This is a genomic window from Petrotoga sp. DB-2 (assembly GCF_054051725.1).
Genome location: NZ_JBSVZD010000014.1, coordinates 1 through 17,374, shown reverse-complemented (window position 1 = coordinate 17,374; position 17,374 = coordinate 1). Strand labels below are relative to the sequence as shown.

The window sequence follows — 17,374 nt, the reverse complement described above, 5'->3', positions numbered from 1 at the left end:
TAATTTTTATGGTATTATTAAAGTCATTGTTTATCAATGCAATTAGCTTTTTAATAGCCTTTGCTGTTATTAAATTTCTGATCATGAAAAATAAAGAACCCTATCATTTCGTAGATTATTTTAACATATACGGCTTGACATCATTTTTGCTCGTATGTTTTTATTTGAAGTATTTAAATGATTTAACGATATTAATGGAAATAATTGTATTTTTTATCTTGTTCTTATTTTATCTTAGATCGTTTGACGCAGCTACTAAAAAATATCATGAAAGGTTTAAAATAACGATTCTCTCTTTCGGTTATTCAAAAAAAACATATTTCAGTAATTTTCTCTCAAAGAAAATCTTAACGAGAGGAGTTGAGGCGTTTCTTTTTGCCGTATCTTTTTATTATTTCATGGATAAACTATTTTTGTCAGTCCCCATAATATTAAATCCGATGATAATAATAATACCAGCGATCCTTTTATTTTTTACAACGATTGTTAAATCATCAAAAATTAACAAAACATATAGAATTTTAAATTAGATTAAATCAAAATATGTTAATATACCTATATAGGGTATATACAATACTAAATTAGATGGAGGTTTTTAAAATATGGAAAAATTGATGGACAAAGAAACACAAAATAAGGTAAAAGAGATTTTAGAGGAATTGACAGAACCCGTTCAAATACTCTTGATCAAAAATGACGGAGAATACTCAGAAATAGTTGAACAGTTACTTGGAGAGCTCAAGGAATTAGATGAAAGAATAAAGGTTGACATCTACCATTCTGATTCTGAAGAAGTTAACAAGTACGATATTGAAAAAGATTTAATACCGGCTATACTAATATTAGATAGTGAAGGGAACGATTACGGAATTCGATATTACGGGATCCCTTCGGGCTATGAGTTCACTACCCTTCTTCAAAATATCATAGCTGTTTCTAATAATAGTGTGAACTCTTTCAGCGACGAAAATAAAGAAAAACTATCGCAGATAGATAAAAAGATGAGAATCAGAGTTTTTGTGACTCCAACTTGCCCATACTGTCCTAGGGCTGTTTTTGCGGCTCACCAAGCAGCTATGTTAAACCCTAATATAACAGGGGAAATGATAGAAGCTAACGAATTCGATCGAATATCTTTTGAATATGGTGTCAGTTCCGTCCCACACACAGTGATAGAAGTAAAAGAAAACGAAGAATGGGTAAAAAAAGGTGAGTTTGTGGGAGCCTATCCTGAAAATAGTTTTGTGGAAGAAGTTTTAAAAGCTGTTGAATAACACAGTTGAAGGAGGTTCTCAGATGTTTTTTAACGTTGAAGGGGTCAACAAAAAATCGGAAATAAAACAAGAATACGACATTGTAATAATCGGTGGCGGTCCGGCTGGAATTTCAGCTGCTATATATGCCTTACAGGGTGGAGCTTCTGCCCTTGTAATTGAAAAAGCAATTGAAGGTGGCCAAATGAATTTAACAGATATTATAGAAAATTATCCGGGATTTAAAACGATAAAAGGTGAAGAACTCTCCTCTTTAATGAAAGATCATGCAGAGCACTTCGGAGCCGAATTCTATGATGGAAAGGTAATAGAATTGATAGATGGCCTCACGTCAGATAAGGATGAAGGCTCCAATAAAACAGTTGTTATGGAAAACGGAAAAACAATCAAATCAAAAGCAATAATAATAGCAAGCGGATCTAACCCTCGAAAATTGGGAGTTAAAGGTGAAGAGGAATTTTCTTCCAGAGGCGTTTCTTATTGTGCCTCGTGCGATGGCCATTTTTTTAAGAATAAAAAAGTTGCCGTCGTGGGAGGAGGAAATACAGCTGTAGAGGAAGCGGTTTATTTATCAAACATAGCTAAAGAAGTTTATATAATTCACAGAAGAGAAAAACTTAGAGCAGATAAACTTTATCAAGATAGAGCCTTTTCTCGTAATAACATAAAATTCAAATGGAATTCAGTCGTTGAAGAAATTAAAGGCAAAGATAAGGTCGAAAGTTTGGTCATTAAAAATCTAAAAAGTGGTGAAGTGTACGAAGAGCCTTTCGATGGAGTTTTTGTTTTCATTGGATTAGTTCCAGAAACAAGCTTTTTAAACACAGATCTTTTCGATTTTGACGAATATGGTTTCTTAATTACAGACGAGAATATGGAAACAAAAGTTAAAGGTATTTATGCAGTAGGAGATGTAAGAAAAAAGGAGCTCAGACAAATTGTAACCGCGGTATCCGATGGAGCTATAGCTGCTTCGCACGCAATTCGGGAATACATCAACGAAGATCAGGCACAATCAACTCAATCGATAGATTTGACAAAATGAAGATATAATTGTATAATATATTCAGTACCTTTAACTCAGTTCAGGGCGTAACCCCTTTACTTGGTTAAAGGAATAGATTGCAGGAGGTTATAGAAAAGATGTCTAGAGGATTGGACCCCGAAAAAAAAGAAGAGCTTATTGAGGAATTTAAAATCAACGACAAAGATACTGGTTCTGTAGAAGTGCAAATAGCTCTACTTTCTGCTAGAATCAAACATTTAACGGAACATTTGAAACAACACCCAAAAGATTACCATAGTAGACGTGGATTGATGATGATGGTAGGGAAAAGAAGAAAGATGCTCAAATATTTGAGAAAAAGCAAACCCTTAGTTTATCAAGAGATTATCAATAAATTAGGTATAAGAGGTTGATAACAAATTTTCAAAAAGCGGGGCATAAGCTCCGTTTTGTTTTTATAATGGAGGTGTGAGAATGAAAGTATTGGAAAAAGAACTGTTTGGAAGAAAATTACGTATTGAACATGGTAAAGTTGCCAAACAATCTCTTGGTTCTGTGATGCTGACTTTTAACGAGTCAACTATATTAGTTACAGCAGACGCTTCGGAAGAAGCAGTAAGAGGTCAGGACTTTTTCCCGTTAACCGTGGAATTTCAGGAAAAATTCTACGCAGTTGGTAAAATTCCAGGAGGTTTTATAAAAAGGGAAGGAAAGCCAAGTGATGAAGCTATATTAGCTGCAAGACTTATCGATAGACCGATTAGACCTTTGTTCCCCGAGAATTTCTTCAATGAGGTTCAAGTAATAACTACGGTATTTTCCATGCTGAATGACGACAGTATTGAAACATGGGGTATAACAGGTGCTTCATTAGCCTTGAATCTTTCACCTATCCCATTTAATGGTATTGTTGCCGGAGTAAGGATAGGATACGTTGATGGACAGTTTGTTGCCTTCCCAAACCAAGAACAACTAAAAAATTCTAAAATCGATATGGTCGTTGCTGGAACCAAAGATGCAGTTACAATGGTAGAAGGTGAATCACTTGAAGTTTCCGAGGAAGAGATGGTCGACGCCCTGATGTTTGCACAGGAAAAGATAAAAGAAATTATATCAATTGAAGAAGAGTTTCTTTCAGAATTTAACATTGAAAAATGGGAAGTTCAAAAAGAAGTAGTTCCAGGGGAATTTATTGAAGATTACCTCTCACTCATAGACGAAGAAGCATTAAAAAATGTACTGCTCACAAAAGGTAAAAAAAATAGGGATAAAGCCATATCAGAGTATAAAAAGAACGTAATGAAAAAATTTGAAGAAAAATTTTTGGAAAAATGGAGTGTTGCCTTTTTTGAAGATAAAAAACGTTTCTTAGAAAATGCTTTTGAAGAAAAACTTCAAGAATCGATGAGAAAGATGATAATTAACGAGAACAAAAGAGTCGATGGAAGAACTTGTGATGAAATTAGAGATATCACCTGTGAAGTAGGACTAATACCGAGAGTGCACGGTTCTGCACTTTTTACCAGAGGGGAAACTCAATCTCTTGGAACTGTTACATTAGGTGCCCCTTTGGATGTTCAAATTATTGACACTATATTCAGCGACGAAGAAAAGAGATTTATGCTCCATTATAATTTTCCGCCTTTCTCAACCGGTGAAGTAAAAAGGCTTAGAGGAGTTAGCAGAAGAGAAATTGGCCACGGACATTTGGCAGAAAGGGCACATAAAAACCTTATCCCAAACGATGAGGAGTTTCCTTATACTATTAGAGTCGTTTCAGATATTTTAGAATCTAACGGTTCTTCATCGATGGCTAGCGTATGTTCTGCTTCCTTGGCTTTAATGGATGCAGGTGTACCTATCCACAAACATGTGGCAGGTATTGCCATGGGTTTGATCTTTGAAAACGATGAGTTTGTAGTTTTAACAGATATTTTAGGGATGGAGGATCACCTCGGAGATATGGATTTTAAAGTAGCAGGAACTAGAGATGGTATAACAGCTTTTCAAATGGATGTTAAAACCAGCCAGGTTAATAAAGAAGTTCTTCAAAAGGCCTTAGAAAAAGCAAAAATAGCGAGGTTAAAGATTTTGGATAAGATGTATGAAACTATCCCTCAACCCCGCAAAGAGCTGTCACCATACGTTCCTATAATGAAAGTGTTCAAAATACCCGTTTCAAAAATAGGAGAAGTAATTGGACCCGGAGGGAAAAATATTAAAGAAATCAGTGAACTATACAATGTCGAAGTTTACATAGAAGATGATGGAAAAGTCAAAATAACCGGACAAGATTCAAACAAAGTTGATAAAGCTATTAAGCATATTCAAAATTTAATCGCAGAAGTAGAAAAAGGTGGAATTTTTGAAGGTACAGTGAAAAGGATCGAAAAGTACGGTATATTTGTAGAAGTGTTACCAGGCAAGGTTGGGATGTTACATGTATCCAATTTGAAAGACAAACTTGAAACCTTTAAAATTGGTGATAAGGTTAAAGTTGAAGTAATGAAGGTTGAAGATCAAGGAAAATTCCAATTAAAGCAATTAAAAGAAGGAAATTAAAAAATCAAACGTGCGGCTTTTTAACCGCATGTTTTTATTAATATTATACATAAATATTATCTTTAGAAATTCTAAAATTTATATAAAGCAACCCTTTCCCCGCCCCATACCCATAAGGATAAAAAAGTTCTTGCGTTTTTGCCTCGTTTCTCCTCTCATTTATTCCTAAAATGTCTAATAATTTTAATACTTATTTTATAATCCAAAATCAGAGAAAAACTTTACAGCCAATTTCGAAATTCTTACTTAGGACAATCATCCATCCAATTGTTTGTATTATATGTTAGATATAATTGATAATGTTATGGTATAATTAAATATCGTAAATTTGGTGTTTTTTTAAACAAAATATTTAAGAAAAATGATTTTAAACTCTTTAGCACATGGAGGTAAAACCAACTTTGTATACTCATAAAATATTAGACAATGGTTTAGATGTAATTCTTATTAACAGGGATTCTATGATGAGTGCGTCCGTACTTTTTTGTGTGAAAGTAGGTTCCTCAAAAGAGACAAAAGAAAATGCAGGATTATCTCATCTCATTGAACATGTTTCTTTTCGAGCAACTAAAAGAAAAAACACCTTCGAAATTAAACAACCAATTGAAGAAGTAGGTGGTGTCTTAAATGCCTTCACTTCAAAGAATTTCACAGTATTTTTTGCAAAGATACCTTCTCTAAAAGTAAATGAAACACTAGAAATCATGTCAGAGATCCTTTATGAACCTTTATTCAAAGAAGAAGACATAGAAAAAGAAAAAGGTATAATATTAGAAGAAATCTCTTCATATGAAGATGAACCAATAAACATTGTATTTGAAAACTTATACAAAAATATATACGATGACAACTTTTCAAGACCTATAATGGGATACAAAGATTCCGTGATGAATATAAAGAAAACAACAATAGAAGAATTCCACTACAAATACTATCAACCAGAAAACACTGTAGTCATAATATCAGGAAAGTTCGATGAGGATTCGGTATTGAAACAACTCAACCAAATAAAGAGCATTGCAAATTTGAACTCTTCTAAAAATAACATCACCAGTCCTTCGGTAGTTGACAAAGAAATCTTCATCAAAAAATACAAAAATGATTTAGCTAGCAATTATTTAGTTCAAGGATTTAAAGCACCTTCTAAATTAGATAAATCTTATTACTCTACACTAGTACTCAATACCTTCCTGGGAAGTGGAATGAGTTCCCTGCTATTTTCAAAAATTAGAGAAGAAGAAGGTTTAGCTTACGAAGTCACATCTGATTATGAAACTTATCCGAAAGCTGGTTTGCTATTATTTTATGCGGCAACAACCGATAAAAACCTAGAAAATCTACTCGGAAAAATACAGGAAGTTGTAGATGATCTCAAGAATAATAAAGAAATCGAAAAATGGTTCAATTACGGGAAAAATAGATTAATCGGTAAATTGACTCTAGAGGTAGAAAATAATTTATCTATGGCCCTAAATATTTTAGATTTGTATGTAAATTATGGTAAAATCATGACGATAGAAGAATTTATAAAAAATATAGAGAAGGTTGAAATTCATAACGTTATTGAAACGGCAAACAATATTTTTTCTAACAATAAATATGTTTCGATACTTTCACCGAACAATCAATAAAATCCTGAAGGTGGGTGTTCTTTATGAAAAAAATCCCTTTTTATGAATTAAAACCCGGTCAAATAGTTGCAGAAGATGTTTTTAAAGAATCTCTTTTGTTAATTCCAAAAGGAACGGTCTTAAAATCAACTGACATTAACAGGTTAAGAAGTCACGGCATAAAGACCATAAATGTTTACGATGAAAATGATTTTATTGAAAAAAAGATTGAAGAAAAAATTTCCATAGAGTTTGAAAATATTCCCCCTATTGTAGAAGAGGAAACATATAATGAATGGCATCAACATTTTGAATTCGTAAAAGATATAACGTATTTAAAGGATGATCCTTCAGAATTGGATTCCCTCGCCGAAGATATTTATAAGAAATTTTTAAAAACTGAAGACGTCGTACTAAATTTATTCCATGCCCTAGGAAACGAAGCTTTAAATTCTCATTCTATAAATACATCGATTATTGCCTCTATAATTGCTTCAAAATTGAATATGCCAGATGTATTCTTCGACTCTCTTGTAAAAACGTGTTTGCTCCATGACATTGGATACAGCTTGATAGGAAAAAGAGTGATATTTGATTATATAGACCTAGAAGATGTAACGGTCAGATCTCATATTGTATCCGCTTATGAAACATTAAAAAATATTCAAAAAAATATAGGAAAAGAAATTGTAGATGCTATTTCTACCCACCACGAACGCTACGACGGAACTGGTATTTTTATGAGATTAAAAGAGAACGCTATAAGTCCCTTGGTAAGAATATTACAAATAGGAGACGCCTACGATTCCTACATAGAAATAGGGAACTCCCCATACGATGCAATGAGTTTTCTCTTAAGATACTCGGGATTAATTTTTGATCCGTATTATGTAAGTGTTTTCTTTTCAATAGTTGGGTTGTACCCAACAGGAAGCCAAGTTATTTTAAACAACGGCAAGAAGGCTACCGTTGTCAAGAAGGGGAAAACTTCATCTTTTCCAATAGTGGAATGTGATGGGGAAACAATTGAAACGGGAATGGAAACTGGTTTGTTCATCAGAGAAGTACTGAAAAAAGGAGAGTAAATATTGGCTGAAAATATCTCAGAAAGCCTCGAAAATTATTTGAGAGCGATTTATATTTTACATATCGACGGAAAAATACCAAGAGTAAGAGATATTTCACGAATATTGTCGGTAAAAGATGCTTCCTCAGTTGAAGCCATTAGAAAACTAGAAAAATATGGTTATGTTAAACATGAACGGTACGGTTATGTAAAACTAACGGAAAAAGGCTTGCTTAACGCCGAAAAGGTTTATAGAAGATACATAATTCTTATAGATTTTTTTGTCAACGTCTTAGGACTTTCAAAAGAAGAAGCATACAGCTTATCTTGTGGTATCGAGCACCACATGAATGATAATTTTTATATTTCTTTAGATGGATTGATGTTATTCCTTAAAAGAAACCCAATAGAGTTAACTGAAGCGAAGAAATTTATTTCAAATTATAAAAAGAAAATGCCTCATGACTTCAAAACTTCTCTCTGGGATTTGAATGTTTCCGAAGTTGCAAGAATACACGATATTTCAGGAGATTCTACGTTAAGAAAAAACATAATGGACAAAGGCATATATCCTGGTTTAACTCTAAAAGTAATTAAGAAAACCGATGACATGATCGAAATTTTGGTTAATGAAAAAGTAATCAACCTTACGTCACATGAATCAAAGCATATAATAATAGGAAATCTAAATTAAGGTTTAAATCTTTAAATTTATTTTTTGCCCTAAGGAGGTACATATGACCACCAAAATCGAAAAAGCTTCTCAATTCATTAAGGAAAGTACAGAAATAAAACCAATTTTAGGATTAATATTAGGCTCTGGCCTTGGATACATCGCGGATCAAGTAGAAAATCCAAAGGTGATTGAGTACAAAGACATTCCTTTCTTCCCACAATCAACTGTAGTAGGGCATGAAGGATCTTTAGTGATAGGTACCATAGAGGGTATCCCTGTCATCATATTAAAAGGACGATTTCACGCCTATGAAGGGATTGAACTAAGAGATATTGTTTTCCCTATTTATGTGATGAAGAATTTAGGCGTTAAAGGCTTGATAATAACCAATGCAGCCGGAGGAATAAACAGAACTTTTTCTCCTGGTGATATAGTGGTAGATGTCGATTTCATCAATTTTACATTCAAAAATCCTTTAAGAGGCCCTAATTTAGAGAATTTTGGTCCAAGATTTCCTTCTTTAGTTGATCCTGTTGACAAAAAATGGGTGAAAACCGTTATTGAAAAATGTAAGAAAGATAATATAGAACTCAAAGAGGGGACTTATTTATGGACTTTGGGTCCATCTTATGAAACCCCTTCTGAAATTAGAATGTTTGATAAGTATGAAGCAGACCTGGTGGGTATGTCAACCTTACCAGAAGTGATGGCGGCGAATCATGTCGGTTTAAAAGTTATCTCATTTTCCGCTGTTACGAATATGGCTGCTGGTATTCTCCCACAACCTTTAAGACATGAAGAAGTCCTTAGAATAACTGAAAAAATAAAGGAAAAGTTTGAAAAGGTTGTATACAACGCTATTAAATTATTTTAATGAAAACCATTAAAAAGAATGGAGGAAAAAAGTTGTCCGAAAACCTAAAAGATATCGTAGAAGAAATAAGTAAGAATGATAATATTTTGATAGTAGGCCATATACTCCCGGATGGAGATGACGTTAGTAGTTTAGTATCGATGACATTAGGATTAGAAAAATTGGGAAAAAATGTGACGGCCGTCATCGACGATGAAATTCCCGAATATCTTTTACAATTCCCTTTGGTTAAATCGAAGATCAAAAAGTTCGAAGATATTGAAGAAACAATTTATAAAAATTACGATATTATGGTAATTTTAGACTGTTCTTCACCGGATAGAATAGGAAGAATTGAAAAATTTTTAAATGCTTTTCATGTCCTTTTAATCGATCACCACGTAACAAATACATATTTTGGAAATTTGAACTGGGTAGACCCCAAGATGGCTTCAACCGCTCAAATGGTCTATAGAATATTAAGTTCTTTAAATGTTGAATACGACAAAGAACTAGCCACAATGAATTTGTTGGGAATAGCAACCGATACCGGCTTCTTTAAATATCAAAATGCTGACGTTTTAGTTTTCAAAGATGTCACTGAATTGATTGAAAAAGGAGCAAATATCAACGATATTTCAAATACCATATTAGATAACATACCATTAGAGCAGATCTATTTGTACAAAGACGTCATTTCCAATCTTAAACTTGCCTTAAATGGCCAAATTGCTTACTCTTTATTATCCCTGGATATGCTTTCCAAATACAACATTTTACCAAAAGATTCGCCTTCTTTTGTGGAAAATCTTAGATCCATAAGAGGCGTTGAGATTGCTATTGTATTTCAAGAATATGAAAAAGATTCTTATCATGTTTCATTAAGATCCAAAAAGTGGGCAGATGTATCCAAGATCGCCCTTAATTATGGTGGCGGCGGTCATCCACGAGCAGCTGGATTTTCAATTGAAACAAACGATATAAAACAAACAATGGAAGAAATTGTCGGTTATATATCTAAAACGATTGGAAATCTCAGTCGTAACTTAGCCTATCAATAAGGCAAGTGGTTTTATATGGCATACATCTTTTTATTTACAATTTGGAGTGTTCTAATTAACGATTTTTCTGATCTTTCCTTAATTTTGGGAGTTTTTGTTGTTATCATCACAATTAGAACCACCAACCTGTTTTTTAAAAACACTACTTATGGGACGATACAAATATTGTCGTACAGTTTGGGTAGCCTTTTAAAAATGTACAAAAATGCCTTTTCTTTTTTACCCTTGATACTCTTAAAAAAGTACTCCGGTTTATCGCATATAGACGTTAAAGGGAAATCCGATTTTGAAAAAGCTGCAATAGCAAATTCCATCTCATTAACTCCTAAAACACTTGTTTTATATGAAGAAGATGGTAAACTAATCGTTCACAAAGTTTCTTCAAACCCTGAAGAAGCTCATAGGGCAGATAATATTTGGAAGGATGATATAATCTGATACATATATTAGAAATTTTCATCCTTATATCTCTTTCTATGATTTTGATTAAGCTGATATTGACAAAATCAAAATGGGAAAAGGTACTTTCCTATTCTTCGTTTTCTTCAAAAGCGGTCATACTGATGTTAGTTTTTTCCCTTGCCTCTGATCAATCGTTTCTTTTAGACGTTATAATTATATTCTTAATTCTTAACATCTGGGGTGTTTTGATAGTATCCGCTTACCTGGAAAGAGGAGGTAATAAAAGATGATTGCCAATATTTTAATGGGAATAGGAATTATATTTCTTTTTGCAGGATCTTTAGGATTGTTTACTATGGAGGATTTCTATTCTAAAATTCAAGCAATCGGGATAGCAGACACAGTAGGAATAATCTCCGTTATAATCTCACTGATGCTCAAATATCCAGAAAACATGGCAAGATTACTCATATTATCTATCCTCATTCTAGTTTTAAATCCCGCTATCTCTTCAATAATTGCTTATCACGCTGCAAAATCAGGTGAAAAGGTGGGCAGAAAAATCAAGTGAGTTATTCTATAATTTTTTTGTTTTTAAGTTTAATCGTTCTTTCATTGTACATATTATCACAGAAAAGCTATGTTAACGTGGTCATAGGCTACGGAGTTTTTTCTGTAGCTACTTCTGTATTATTTTTTCTTCTGAATGCGCCGGATGTAGCTTTTGTTGAAATAACCATTGGTGCTGCTTTTATTATTTTTATATATTTAATTGCCATAAAAAAGACCGCTGAGGTAAAGGTCTATTACATCGAAACACCTTATATGATAGAGGAAAAAGAAGGAAATTTATACGGATTTGAGTACGAACTGATCAAAGAATTTTTGGAAAGAAAAGGATTGGATGCCGATTTTATAAAAGTTGATGCTGAAGATCCTATGAGTAACATAAACGACCACGGAGAAATTCTGGCTGGAGGAATAATTTTAGAAGATAATAATTTTGAAAACATAATATCTTCCAAAGGTATTTTATTATCAAAATTATACGCTGTTGGCCAACCTGACAAAACTTGTTTAGGAATTTTTATGTCAAACTTAAACTCAAAAAACTTTGAAAATTTGAATGATGATTTCATAATTGATGCGGTAAGATTCCGAAAAATGGTGATGGGAGAAGAAACGTTACTATCAAAAAAGATAGAAATTATTAAAGATACTAGTTACAAGATAATCTTTTATAGAAGAGATAAATCTTTAGCAAGGGACTTCAATAAATTTTTGGAAGAAATAAAAAGTGACAACGCATACTATGAAAACCTTGTCAGGAGGTACATAGGTTGAAAAAGTGCATTGTTTTAACCTTGACAATAATAATTTTCTTCATTCTTGCATTAAATTTAAAAATTGGAGATATGAAAAGTTTCTATGAACCTTTTGAAATCCTTACCGAAAATGGATCAACTAATATGGTTTCTGCTATTGTTCTTGATTATAGGATATACGACACTTTTTTTGAAATACTAGTTTTTACGGTGGTAATCATTGGCATTTCCGAATTTATAGGGAAAATTCCAACGGTTGCTTCAGATGACCAACAGATAATATACGATACACCAATCATAAAGGTTATAACACCAATAATTTTTCAAATAATAGTTTTAATCTCTCTTTATATTGCGATAACCGGACATATAGCCCCTGGTGGTGGTTTTGCTGCAGGGACTATTTTAGGAACAGGTTTTCTTGCTGTCTCCTTGGTAAGACCAACAGATGAAATAGAAAACTTGTTTGTAAAATCTAAAATCGAGAAGTTAAAAATGTTGGTTCCTTTATTCATAATAATATATGGTTTATTAGGATATACTTGGGGAGATTCTATTTTCTCTAATTTTCATCTAAACGGATATCCCGGGGAACTTGCTAGCGGAGGGTCTGCCATTTTACTAAACTTTTTAATTTATTTCGAAGTTTTTGGTGGTTCATGGACTATTCTGTATAGATTTTTAAAACATAAGGGGCTATTATGAATATTTTCTATATCCTGACCTTATCAATAATACTTATTGGCTTATTTGGAATTATTGTAAAAAAAGATCTTATCTTAATATTTATTAACCTTGGAGTTTTCCAAGAAGGAATTGTTCTCTTCTTTGTTCTTTTGGCTTACGATGAAAATTCACCTATTATTACGACACATTTAAAAAGTTACGCAGACCCACTCATACATTCTTTTCTACTTACCGTTATAGTAATTGGATTTGCAAATTTGGCATTAATGTTAGTTTTTGCAATGATATTATCTTCCAAATTCAAGACCCTTGAAGTTGACGAAATTGAAAAGAAAGTCAAGAAAAAATAAAAAATCTCAGAAGAACAGGAGCAAAGCATGATTCTACTTGTATCCTTAATACCCATATCTTTTGGCATACTGACTTATATTTTTAAAAGAAAAACCACCTTACTGGTGTCAATTTCGTATATAATAACTTTCTTATTTCTTACTATTTTTCAAGAAGGTTCATTTGTAATAGGAAACTATTCCGCACTTAAAGGGATCGAATTCACCTTCGACTTTACTATTAAGTTCTTACTTATTTTATTCAATCTTTTCTCTTTAATAACCTTTTTTAGAATCTATAAAAATTATGATCATGTGTTTTTCTCACTTTGGCTTCTATTGACAGGAAGTGTAAATGGTTTCTTTATGAGTAGAGATTTTTTCAACTTATACGTTCATTTGGAGCTAGCTTCTATATTAACCTTTCTTTTATTATCATATGATAAGAACGAAATAAGAATATGGGCAGCTTTGAAGTACATGATGATGAGCCTAGTAGCCTTAAATTTCTATTTGATAGGGGTAGGGATTCTTTATTCAAATTCAGGCACCTTGAATCTAAATTACAACCTTCTAAATGGAATTAATACCTTTGCTTTCAGTTTTATCCTAACAGGGTTGTTAACTAAAGGTGGACTATTTTTTCTTTCTGGATGGTTACCCGATGCCCACACAGAGGCTGTAAAAGGAATCTCTCCTATATTATCAGGTATGATCGTTAAACTTCCTTTATTTATAATTTATTTACTCACACCATCTTTACCAAATGAACTTAAAAATTTTCTGTACTATTTCGCAGGTATAACTGCTATTTTAGCATCCATATTTACGTTGCTACAATACGATATCAAAAAATTTATGGCTTATTCTACAATGACTCAGATGAGTTATGGACTGATGGTTATTCTAATCCAACCTTCTCTTTTTCCATATTTTATAGTCTTTCATATGTTCACCAAAGGATTTTTATTCATGATAGCCGAAGATATATACGAGAAAAACGGTACAAAAAATCTAAAAGAACTACAAGATTCACAAATATCCTTAGATACATTTTTTTTGCTTTTTTTCTTGCTCATGAACCTAGGAGGATTGTTCCCCTTTAGCCTTTATATCTTCAAGGATAATTTATCTTTATCCTATTTTTTAGAGATAAACATTTTTATCTTCGGAATGTACTTTTATAAATTATTAAGCACCTTTAAAGTGAAGAAGAAAAAATTTGAATACAAGTACTGGTATATGTTCTTCTTCGCAATTTTAAACGTTGTATATATAACTTATTATTTCAAGATTATCGCTTCTGACCTATCTATCTTAAAAATAATGAATGGATATTTACTCTTTTCTGCAGGAATTCTATCGTTCATATTGTTAAGAAAAAAGGTAAGTTTGCCTCCAATAGATATATACAGTTTTGAAAACAGTTTTATCTATCAAATATCGTTTTTATTGCTTGCTTTGCTAATAGAAATGTAGACAAAAGTTTTCAATTATTTTGGAAATTTATGATAAAATAATATGGATAATATCAAAAAATAAATCAAAGGAGGTAATGTGCGTATTATCGCACGATGTAAATTATGAAAAAATTCTTATTTTCTTTTTTATTAGTAATTTTCATTTTTAGTATCACAATTTTTCCTCAAGACGTTTTAAAATTAGTCCCTTCAGATTCAAAAGCAGTAGTCTTAATAAATGATTTAGAAGGCACATACACAGATTTAAAAACTGTACCAACTATGAAAACTTTATTGCTAGAACCATTTAACGCAGAACTAATGATTTCTAATCTTGCTCAAATGTATTTTAACGCTTTAAAAATAGATTACGAAAGTTTTCTAAGTAATCTCAATGTTGACCTTTCGATTTTCGTTCAAGAACCCAAAGAAAATAATTATATTTTCGGTTTTTCCGTTGGCCCTTTAGAAAATCCCCAAACTTTTGCCTCAGATTTGGATAAATTATTAGAACCTTTGAAAGATTACGGAATTTCTTTTACCCCTATCTATCAAAGTATTGGAAATCAAAATTATCTTGTAATGATTCAAAATAAAGAGGTATATTCTTCTTCTGAAAAAGGGGTTACTGATTTTGAAGAGATTCTTCCCACAAAAAAGGGGTTGTATTACAGAATAAACACCTCTGACTATCAAGGAGAAGGCTATTTTTACGTTAAAGATGGATTCTTAATAGGTGGAGGAAATGGAACTGCAGAAACAGAATTTATCGATAAAAACTTTGTAAAAGGAGCTCAAGAATATCCCTTCCTGGGTAGTATATTTTTTACCTCTGGTTTTATCCCAAAAGATTTAACAAATTACGCCGATTTCATAAATATTATAGTAGATTACAAAATCGTAGAAAATTTAATATCTCTTTCTCAAGGAGTAGAGGCTAACGTTGATTTAACTACGAGCAACGATGCAATGCCGACAATTTCTAATGCAAGTTATTTAAAATTGAAAACTGACGCTAAAATAGACGAAATTATACCTATTTTGAATGAAAATAATATAAAGTACAAAAAGATCAGTGAAAACATGATGGAATTTTATATAGAATCTGAAATCACAAATCAAAACGATGAAACAGAAATTTTAACTAATACTTTTTATGTTTGGAAAGACGAATATATGATGGTCTCACAAATAAAACCGGATGAGCTTCAAAAACTTCTGAATGGTAAACCAAAGCTTTCAGAAAATGAGTTGTTTCAAAAATTAAGTGAACGAATTGGAACCGGGGATGTTACTTACGCCTTTGTCGATTTAACCCCTATTTTTCAGAATTATGTGCCAAATTTGAAAGGCCAGTATGGCTTGTTACTAAATGTAAGTTCAATGGAAGAAAATAAGTTAAAAATTGATTTCATTGTGCAATGAAGAACCTCACTAGAAATGCGATGAGGTTACAAAAAAAGATTAAAGGGCATGCATAGGCATGCCCTTTATTGGTGCCGAGGGCGGGAGTTGAACCCGCACGGGGTTCTCCACCCCAACGGATTTTGAGTCCGTCGCGTCTGCCAATTCCGCCACCTCGGCAATTCAAAGTTATTATACTATATTTATAGACTCTTGTCAATAGAAATCGAACCTTTGTAGAATATCAAATGTTTAATGGGAGGGAGTTTTCATGAAAAAGATGGCTATTATAGGTTTTGGCGCAGCATCTATCGGCTTCCTAAAAGGATTGCAAGAAGAGAAAAAGATAAATCACTACAATATAGATATTTATGAAAAAGGAGAGAATTTAGAAGGTGCAGGATTTGGCGGTTTGAAATACGATGGAAAATTATTCATTTCAAAAGAAATGGGGGGAGACTTAACTATCCCATTAAACATTCAAAAGAAAGTAGTAGAATATTATCTCACAAAATCCGGGTTGGCCAAATTGGATGAGGATAAAAAATTAGAACTGTCGAATAAATTAGAAAAAGGGGATTCTTTTGAAAACAAAGAGTTATATAAAAAGTTCTACGATGCTGATTTCGAACCCGTAAGATCTCACTTTTTTCATCTGGGTACAGAGTTACTAATAGAAACGGTAAAAAATATTTTCGAAGAATTTTCAAAATTCAATAACATTAATTTTATTTTTGGTGAGGAAGTTATCAAAATTATTCCTGGTACAGAGGTTGTCGTCGTAACAAATAGTGGCATTGAAAAAACCTATGACAAGGTCGTTGTTGCAGTTGGCAGAAGAGGCCACAAATTAGTATCGGATATGGTCAAAGATCATCCTGATTTAGTCTTATCAAATGATAAGGTTGATCTTGGTGTCAGATTTGAACTTCCTAATCATATAGTGGAGTACCTAAACAAAGAGATGTACGAATTCAAAATCCGGCTAAAAACCAAAACCGGCTATATTGTGAGAACTTTTTGCAACAATCCTGGCGGAGAGGTTACTTTGGAGAGTTACGATGACTTTTTAACGGTTAATGGACATGCTAACACTAACAAAAAGACTACCAACACTAATTTTGCAATTTTGGTTACTCATTCATTCACTCAGCCTTTCAACGACCCTGTAGGTTATGGTTCTTATATCGCAAAGCTTTCCAATATCCTTGCTGGTGGAGACAAGGTTATACTTCAATGTTACGAAGATTTTAAAGGCTCAAAAAGGACGAAAAAATTAGGGCGAGTCGAACCAACATTAGATCCCAAACACTTTATTTTGGGAGATTTGAATCTAGCTCTCCCCAGACGTACTATCGAATCAATAATTGATTTTTTGGAACGATTAGAAACAGTCGTAAAAGGGGTTACTTACCCCGATAATCTTTTATATGGAGCAGAGGTTAAATTTTATGCAAATAAGATAAACAATGATTTCTTTGGAAACGTAAAAATAATTGGAGACTGTAGCGGATGGACCCGTTCGATAACCTATGCTACAAGTCATGGATACCTAATCGCAAAAGAGTTTTAAACGGCTGTAGGCTCCTTGTCAAATATGGTTGATAGAATAGACTGAAGAGATGATGAAAAAGGTATTACAGAGATTTTTTGTTGAGT

General features: G+C 32.6%; 19 protein-coding genes and 1 tRNA gene. 19 read left to right on the top strand and 1 reads right to left on the bottom strand.

Annotation, left to right across the window (positions count from 1 at the left end):
• Positions 1-8: 8 nt before the first annotated feature.
• The 18 genes from ACW9JY_RS06090 to ACW9JY_RS06005 all read left to right on the top strand — a co-directional run bounded on the left by ACW9JY_RS06090 (position 9) and on the right by ACW9JY_RS06005 (position 15,736).
• Entirely contained in the window at positions 9-530 is a 522-nt protein-coding gene (locus tag ACW9JY_RS06090) for a hypothetical protein (RefSeq protein ID WP_103077774.1), read from the top strand.
• A gap of 72 nt (positions 531-602) precedes the next feature.
• The gene (gene pdo, locus ACW9JY_RS06085) at positions 603-1,274 is read left to right on the top strand and encodes a protein disulfide oxidoreductase (protein WP_457283717.1); all 672 of its coding nucleotides are present in this window, start codon (positions 603-605) and stop codon (positions 1,272-1,274) included.
• A 22-nt stretch (positions 1,275-1,296) separates the two neighbouring features.
• Positions 1,297-2,319 carry a thioredoxin-disulfide reductase gene (trxB, locus tag ACW9JY_RS06080; RefSeq protein WP_457283716.1) on the top strand — a complete coding sequence of 341 codons (1,023 nt, stop codon included), beginning with the start codon at positions 1,297-1,299 and terminating at the stop codon, positions 2,317-2,319.
• Between the two features lie 98 nt (positions 2,320-2,417).
• A complete protein-coding gene (gene rpsO / locus ACW9JY_RS06075) occupies positions 2,418-2,693 on the top strand; it encodes a 30S ribosomal protein S15 (RefSeq protein WP_103077771.1) in 276 nt (91 codons plus the stop codon).
• 61 nt (positions 2,694-2,754) lie between these two features.
• Positions 2,755-4,842 (top strand): polyribonucleotide nucleotidyltransferase, encoded by a 2,088-nt coding sequence (locus ACW9JY_RS06070; RefSeq protein ID WP_457283715.1) that lies wholly within the window; start codon positions 2,755-2,757, stop codon positions 4,840-4,842.
• A 401-nt stretch (positions 4,843-5,243) separates the two neighbouring features.
• Positions 5,244-6,473 (top strand): M16 family metallopeptidase, encoded by a 1,230-nt coding sequence (locus ACW9JY_RS06065; protein ID WP_457283714.1) that lies wholly within the window; start codon positions 5,244-5,246, stop codon positions 6,471-6,473.
• A gap of 23 nt (positions 6,474-6,496) precedes the next feature.
• The gene (locus ACW9JY_RS06060; RefSeq protein WP_103077768.1) at positions 6,497-7,537 is read left to right on the top strand and encodes an HD-GYP domain-containing protein; all 1,041 of its coding nucleotides are present in this window, start codon (positions 6,497-6,499) and stop codon (positions 7,535-7,537) included.
• A gap of 3 nt (positions 7,538-7,540) precedes the next feature.
• Positions 7,541-8,212, top strand: a complete 672-nt coding sequence (locus tag ACW9JY_RS06055; protein WP_103077767.1) for a metal-dependent transcriptional regulator — start codon at positions 7,541-7,543, stop codon at positions 8,210-8,212.
• A 43-nt stretch (positions 8,213-8,255) separates the two neighbouring features.
• Positions 8,256-9,068 carry a purine-nucleoside phosphorylase gene (locus ACW9JY_RS06050; RefSeq protein ID WP_103077766.1) on the top strand — a complete coding sequence of 271 codons (813 nt, stop codon included), beginning with the start codon at positions 8,256-8,258 and terminating at the stop codon, positions 9,066-9,068.
• Positions 9,069-9,100: 32 nt separating this feature from the next.
• A complete protein-coding gene (locus ACW9JY_RS06045; protein ID WP_103077765.1) occupies positions 9,101-10,108 on the top strand; it encodes a DHH family phosphoesterase in 1,008 nt (335 codons plus the stop codon).
• A gap of 15 nt (positions 10,109-10,123) precedes the next feature.
• Positions 10,124-10,546 (top strand): Na+/H+ antiporter subunit E, encoded by a 423-nt coding sequence (locus ACW9JY_RS06040; protein ID WP_457283713.1) that lies wholly within the window; start codon positions 10,124-10,126, stop codon positions 10,544-10,546.
• A 38-nt stretch (positions 10,547-10,584) separates the two neighbouring features.
• A complete protein-coding gene (locus ACW9JY_RS06035; protein ID WP_103077763.1) occupies positions 10,585-10,800 on the top strand; it encodes a monovalent cation/H+ antiporter complex subunit F in 216 nt (71 codons plus the stop codon).
• Entirely contained in the window at positions 10,797-11,081 is a 285-nt protein-coding gene (locus ACW9JY_RS06030; RefSeq protein ID WP_103077762.1) for a monovalent cation/H(+) antiporter subunit G, read from the top strand. Before ACW9JY_RS06035 ends, ACW9JY_RS06030 begins: the two co-directional genes overlap by 4 nt.
• On the top strand, positions 11,078-11,854 hold the full coding sequence (locus ACW9JY_RS06025; protein ID WP_457283712.1) for a Na(+)/H(+) antiporter subunit B: 777 nt from the start codon (positions 11,078-11,080) through the stop codon (positions 11,852-11,854). Before ACW9JY_RS06030 ends, ACW9JY_RS06025 begins: the two co-directional genes overlap by 4 nt.
• The gene (locus tag ACW9JY_RS06020; RefSeq protein WP_457283711.1) at positions 11,851-12,540 is read left to right on the top strand and encodes an MnhB domain-containing protein; all 690 of its coding nucleotides are present in this window, start codon (positions 11,851-11,853) and stop codon (positions 12,538-12,540) included. The genes ACW9JY_RS06025 and ACW9JY_RS06020 overlap by 4 nt, the downstream gene beginning before the upstream one ends.
• Positions 12,537-12,872, top strand: a complete 336-nt coding sequence (locus ACW9JY_RS06015) for a cation:proton antiporter subunit C (protein ID WP_457283710.1) — start codon at positions 12,537-12,539, stop codon at positions 12,870-12,872. Before ACW9JY_RS06020 ends, ACW9JY_RS06015 begins: the two co-directional genes overlap by 4 nt.
• A gap of 27 nt (positions 12,873-12,899) precedes the next feature.
• Complete coding sequence (locus ACW9JY_RS06010) at positions 12,900-14,330, top strand: complex I subunit 5 family protein (protein ID WP_457283709.1); 1,431 nt, start codon at positions 12,900-12,902, stop codon at positions 14,328-14,330.
• Between the two features lie 104 nt (positions 14,331-14,434).
• Positions 14,435-15,736, top strand: a complete 1,302-nt coding sequence (locus ACW9JY_RS06005; protein ID WP_457283708.1) for a hypothetical protein — start codon at positions 14,435-14,437, stop codon at positions 15,734-15,736.
• 69 nt (positions 15,737-15,805) lie between these two features.
• On the opposite strand, the gene ACW9JY_RS06000 is transcribed toward ACW9JY_RS06005, so the two are convergent.
• Positions 15,806-15,895: transfer RNA gene (locus ACW9JY_RS06000), tRNA-Leu, on the bottom strand.
• A gap of 91 nt (positions 15,896-15,986) precedes the next feature.
• Between ACW9JY_RS06000 and ACW9JY_RS05995 the strand changes: the two genes are divergently transcribed.
• The gene (locus ACW9JY_RS05995; protein WP_457283707.1) at positions 15,987-17,288 is read left to right on the top strand and encodes an FAD-dependent protein; all 1,302 of its coding nucleotides are present in this window, start codon (positions 15,987-15,989) and stop codon (positions 17,286-17,288) included.
• Positions 17,289-17,374: the final 86 nt, after the last annotated feature.

What these genes read in the sequence shown, in the direction of transcription:
- ACW9JY_RS06090 (WP_103077774.1), top strand. Translation starts at nt 9, where the DNA reads ATGGTATTATTAAAGTCATTGTTTATCAATGCAATTAGCTTTTTAATA.
- pdo (WP_457283717.1), top strand. Translation starts at nt 603, where the DNA reads ATGGAAAAATTGATGGACAAAGAAACACAAAATAAGGTAAAAGAGATT.
- trxB (WP_457283716.1), top strand. Translation starts at nt 1,297, where the DNA reads ATGTTTTTTAACGTTGAAGGGGTCAACAAAAAATCGGAAATAAAACAA.
- rpsO (WP_103077771.1), top strand. Translation starts at nt 2,418, where the DNA reads ATGTCTAGAGGATTGGACCCCGAAAAAAAAGAAGAGCTTATTGAGGAA.
- ACW9JY_RS06070 (WP_457283715.1), top strand. Translation starts at nt 2,755, where the DNA reads ATGAAAGTATTGGAAAAAGAACTGTTTGGAAGAAAATTACGTATTGAA.
- ACW9JY_RS06060 (WP_103077768.1), top strand. Translation starts at nt 6,497, where the DNA reads ATGAAAAAAATCCCTTTTTATGAATTAAAACCCGGTCAAATAGTTGCA.
- ACW9JY_RS06050 (WP_103077766.1), top strand. Translation starts at nt 8,256, where the DNA reads ATGACCACCAAAATCGAAAAAGCTTCTCAATTCATTAAGGAAAGTACA.
- ACW9JY_RS06040 (WP_457283713.1), top strand. Translation starts at nt 10,124, where the DNA reads ATGGCATACATCTTTTTATTTACAATTTGGAGTGTTCTAATTAACGAT.
- ACW9JY_RS06035 (WP_103077763.1), top strand. Translation starts at nt 10,585, where the DNA reads ATGATTTTGATTAAGCTGATATTGACAAAATCAAAATGGGAAAAGGTA.
- ACW9JY_RS06030 (WP_103077762.1), top strand. Translation starts at nt 10,797, where the DNA reads ATGATTGCCAATATTTTAATGGGAATAGGAATTATATTTCTTTTTGCA.
- ACW9JY_RS06015 (WP_457283710.1), top strand. Translation starts at nt 12,537, where the DNA reads ATGAATATTTTCTATATCCTGACCTTATCAATAATACTTATTGGCTTA.
- ACW9JY_RS06010 (WP_457283709.1), top strand. Translation starts at nt 12,900, where the DNA reads ATGATTCTACTTGTATCCTTAATACCCATATCTTTTGGCATACTGACT.
- ACW9JY_RS06005 (WP_457283708.1), top strand. Translation starts at nt 14,435, where the DNA reads ATGAAAAAATTCTTATTTTCTTTTTTATTAGTAATTTTCATTTTTAGT.
- ACW9JY_RS05995 (WP_457283707.1), top strand. Translation starts at nt 15,987, where the DNA reads ATGAAAAAGATGGCTATTATAGGTTTTGGCGCAGCATCTATCGGCTTC.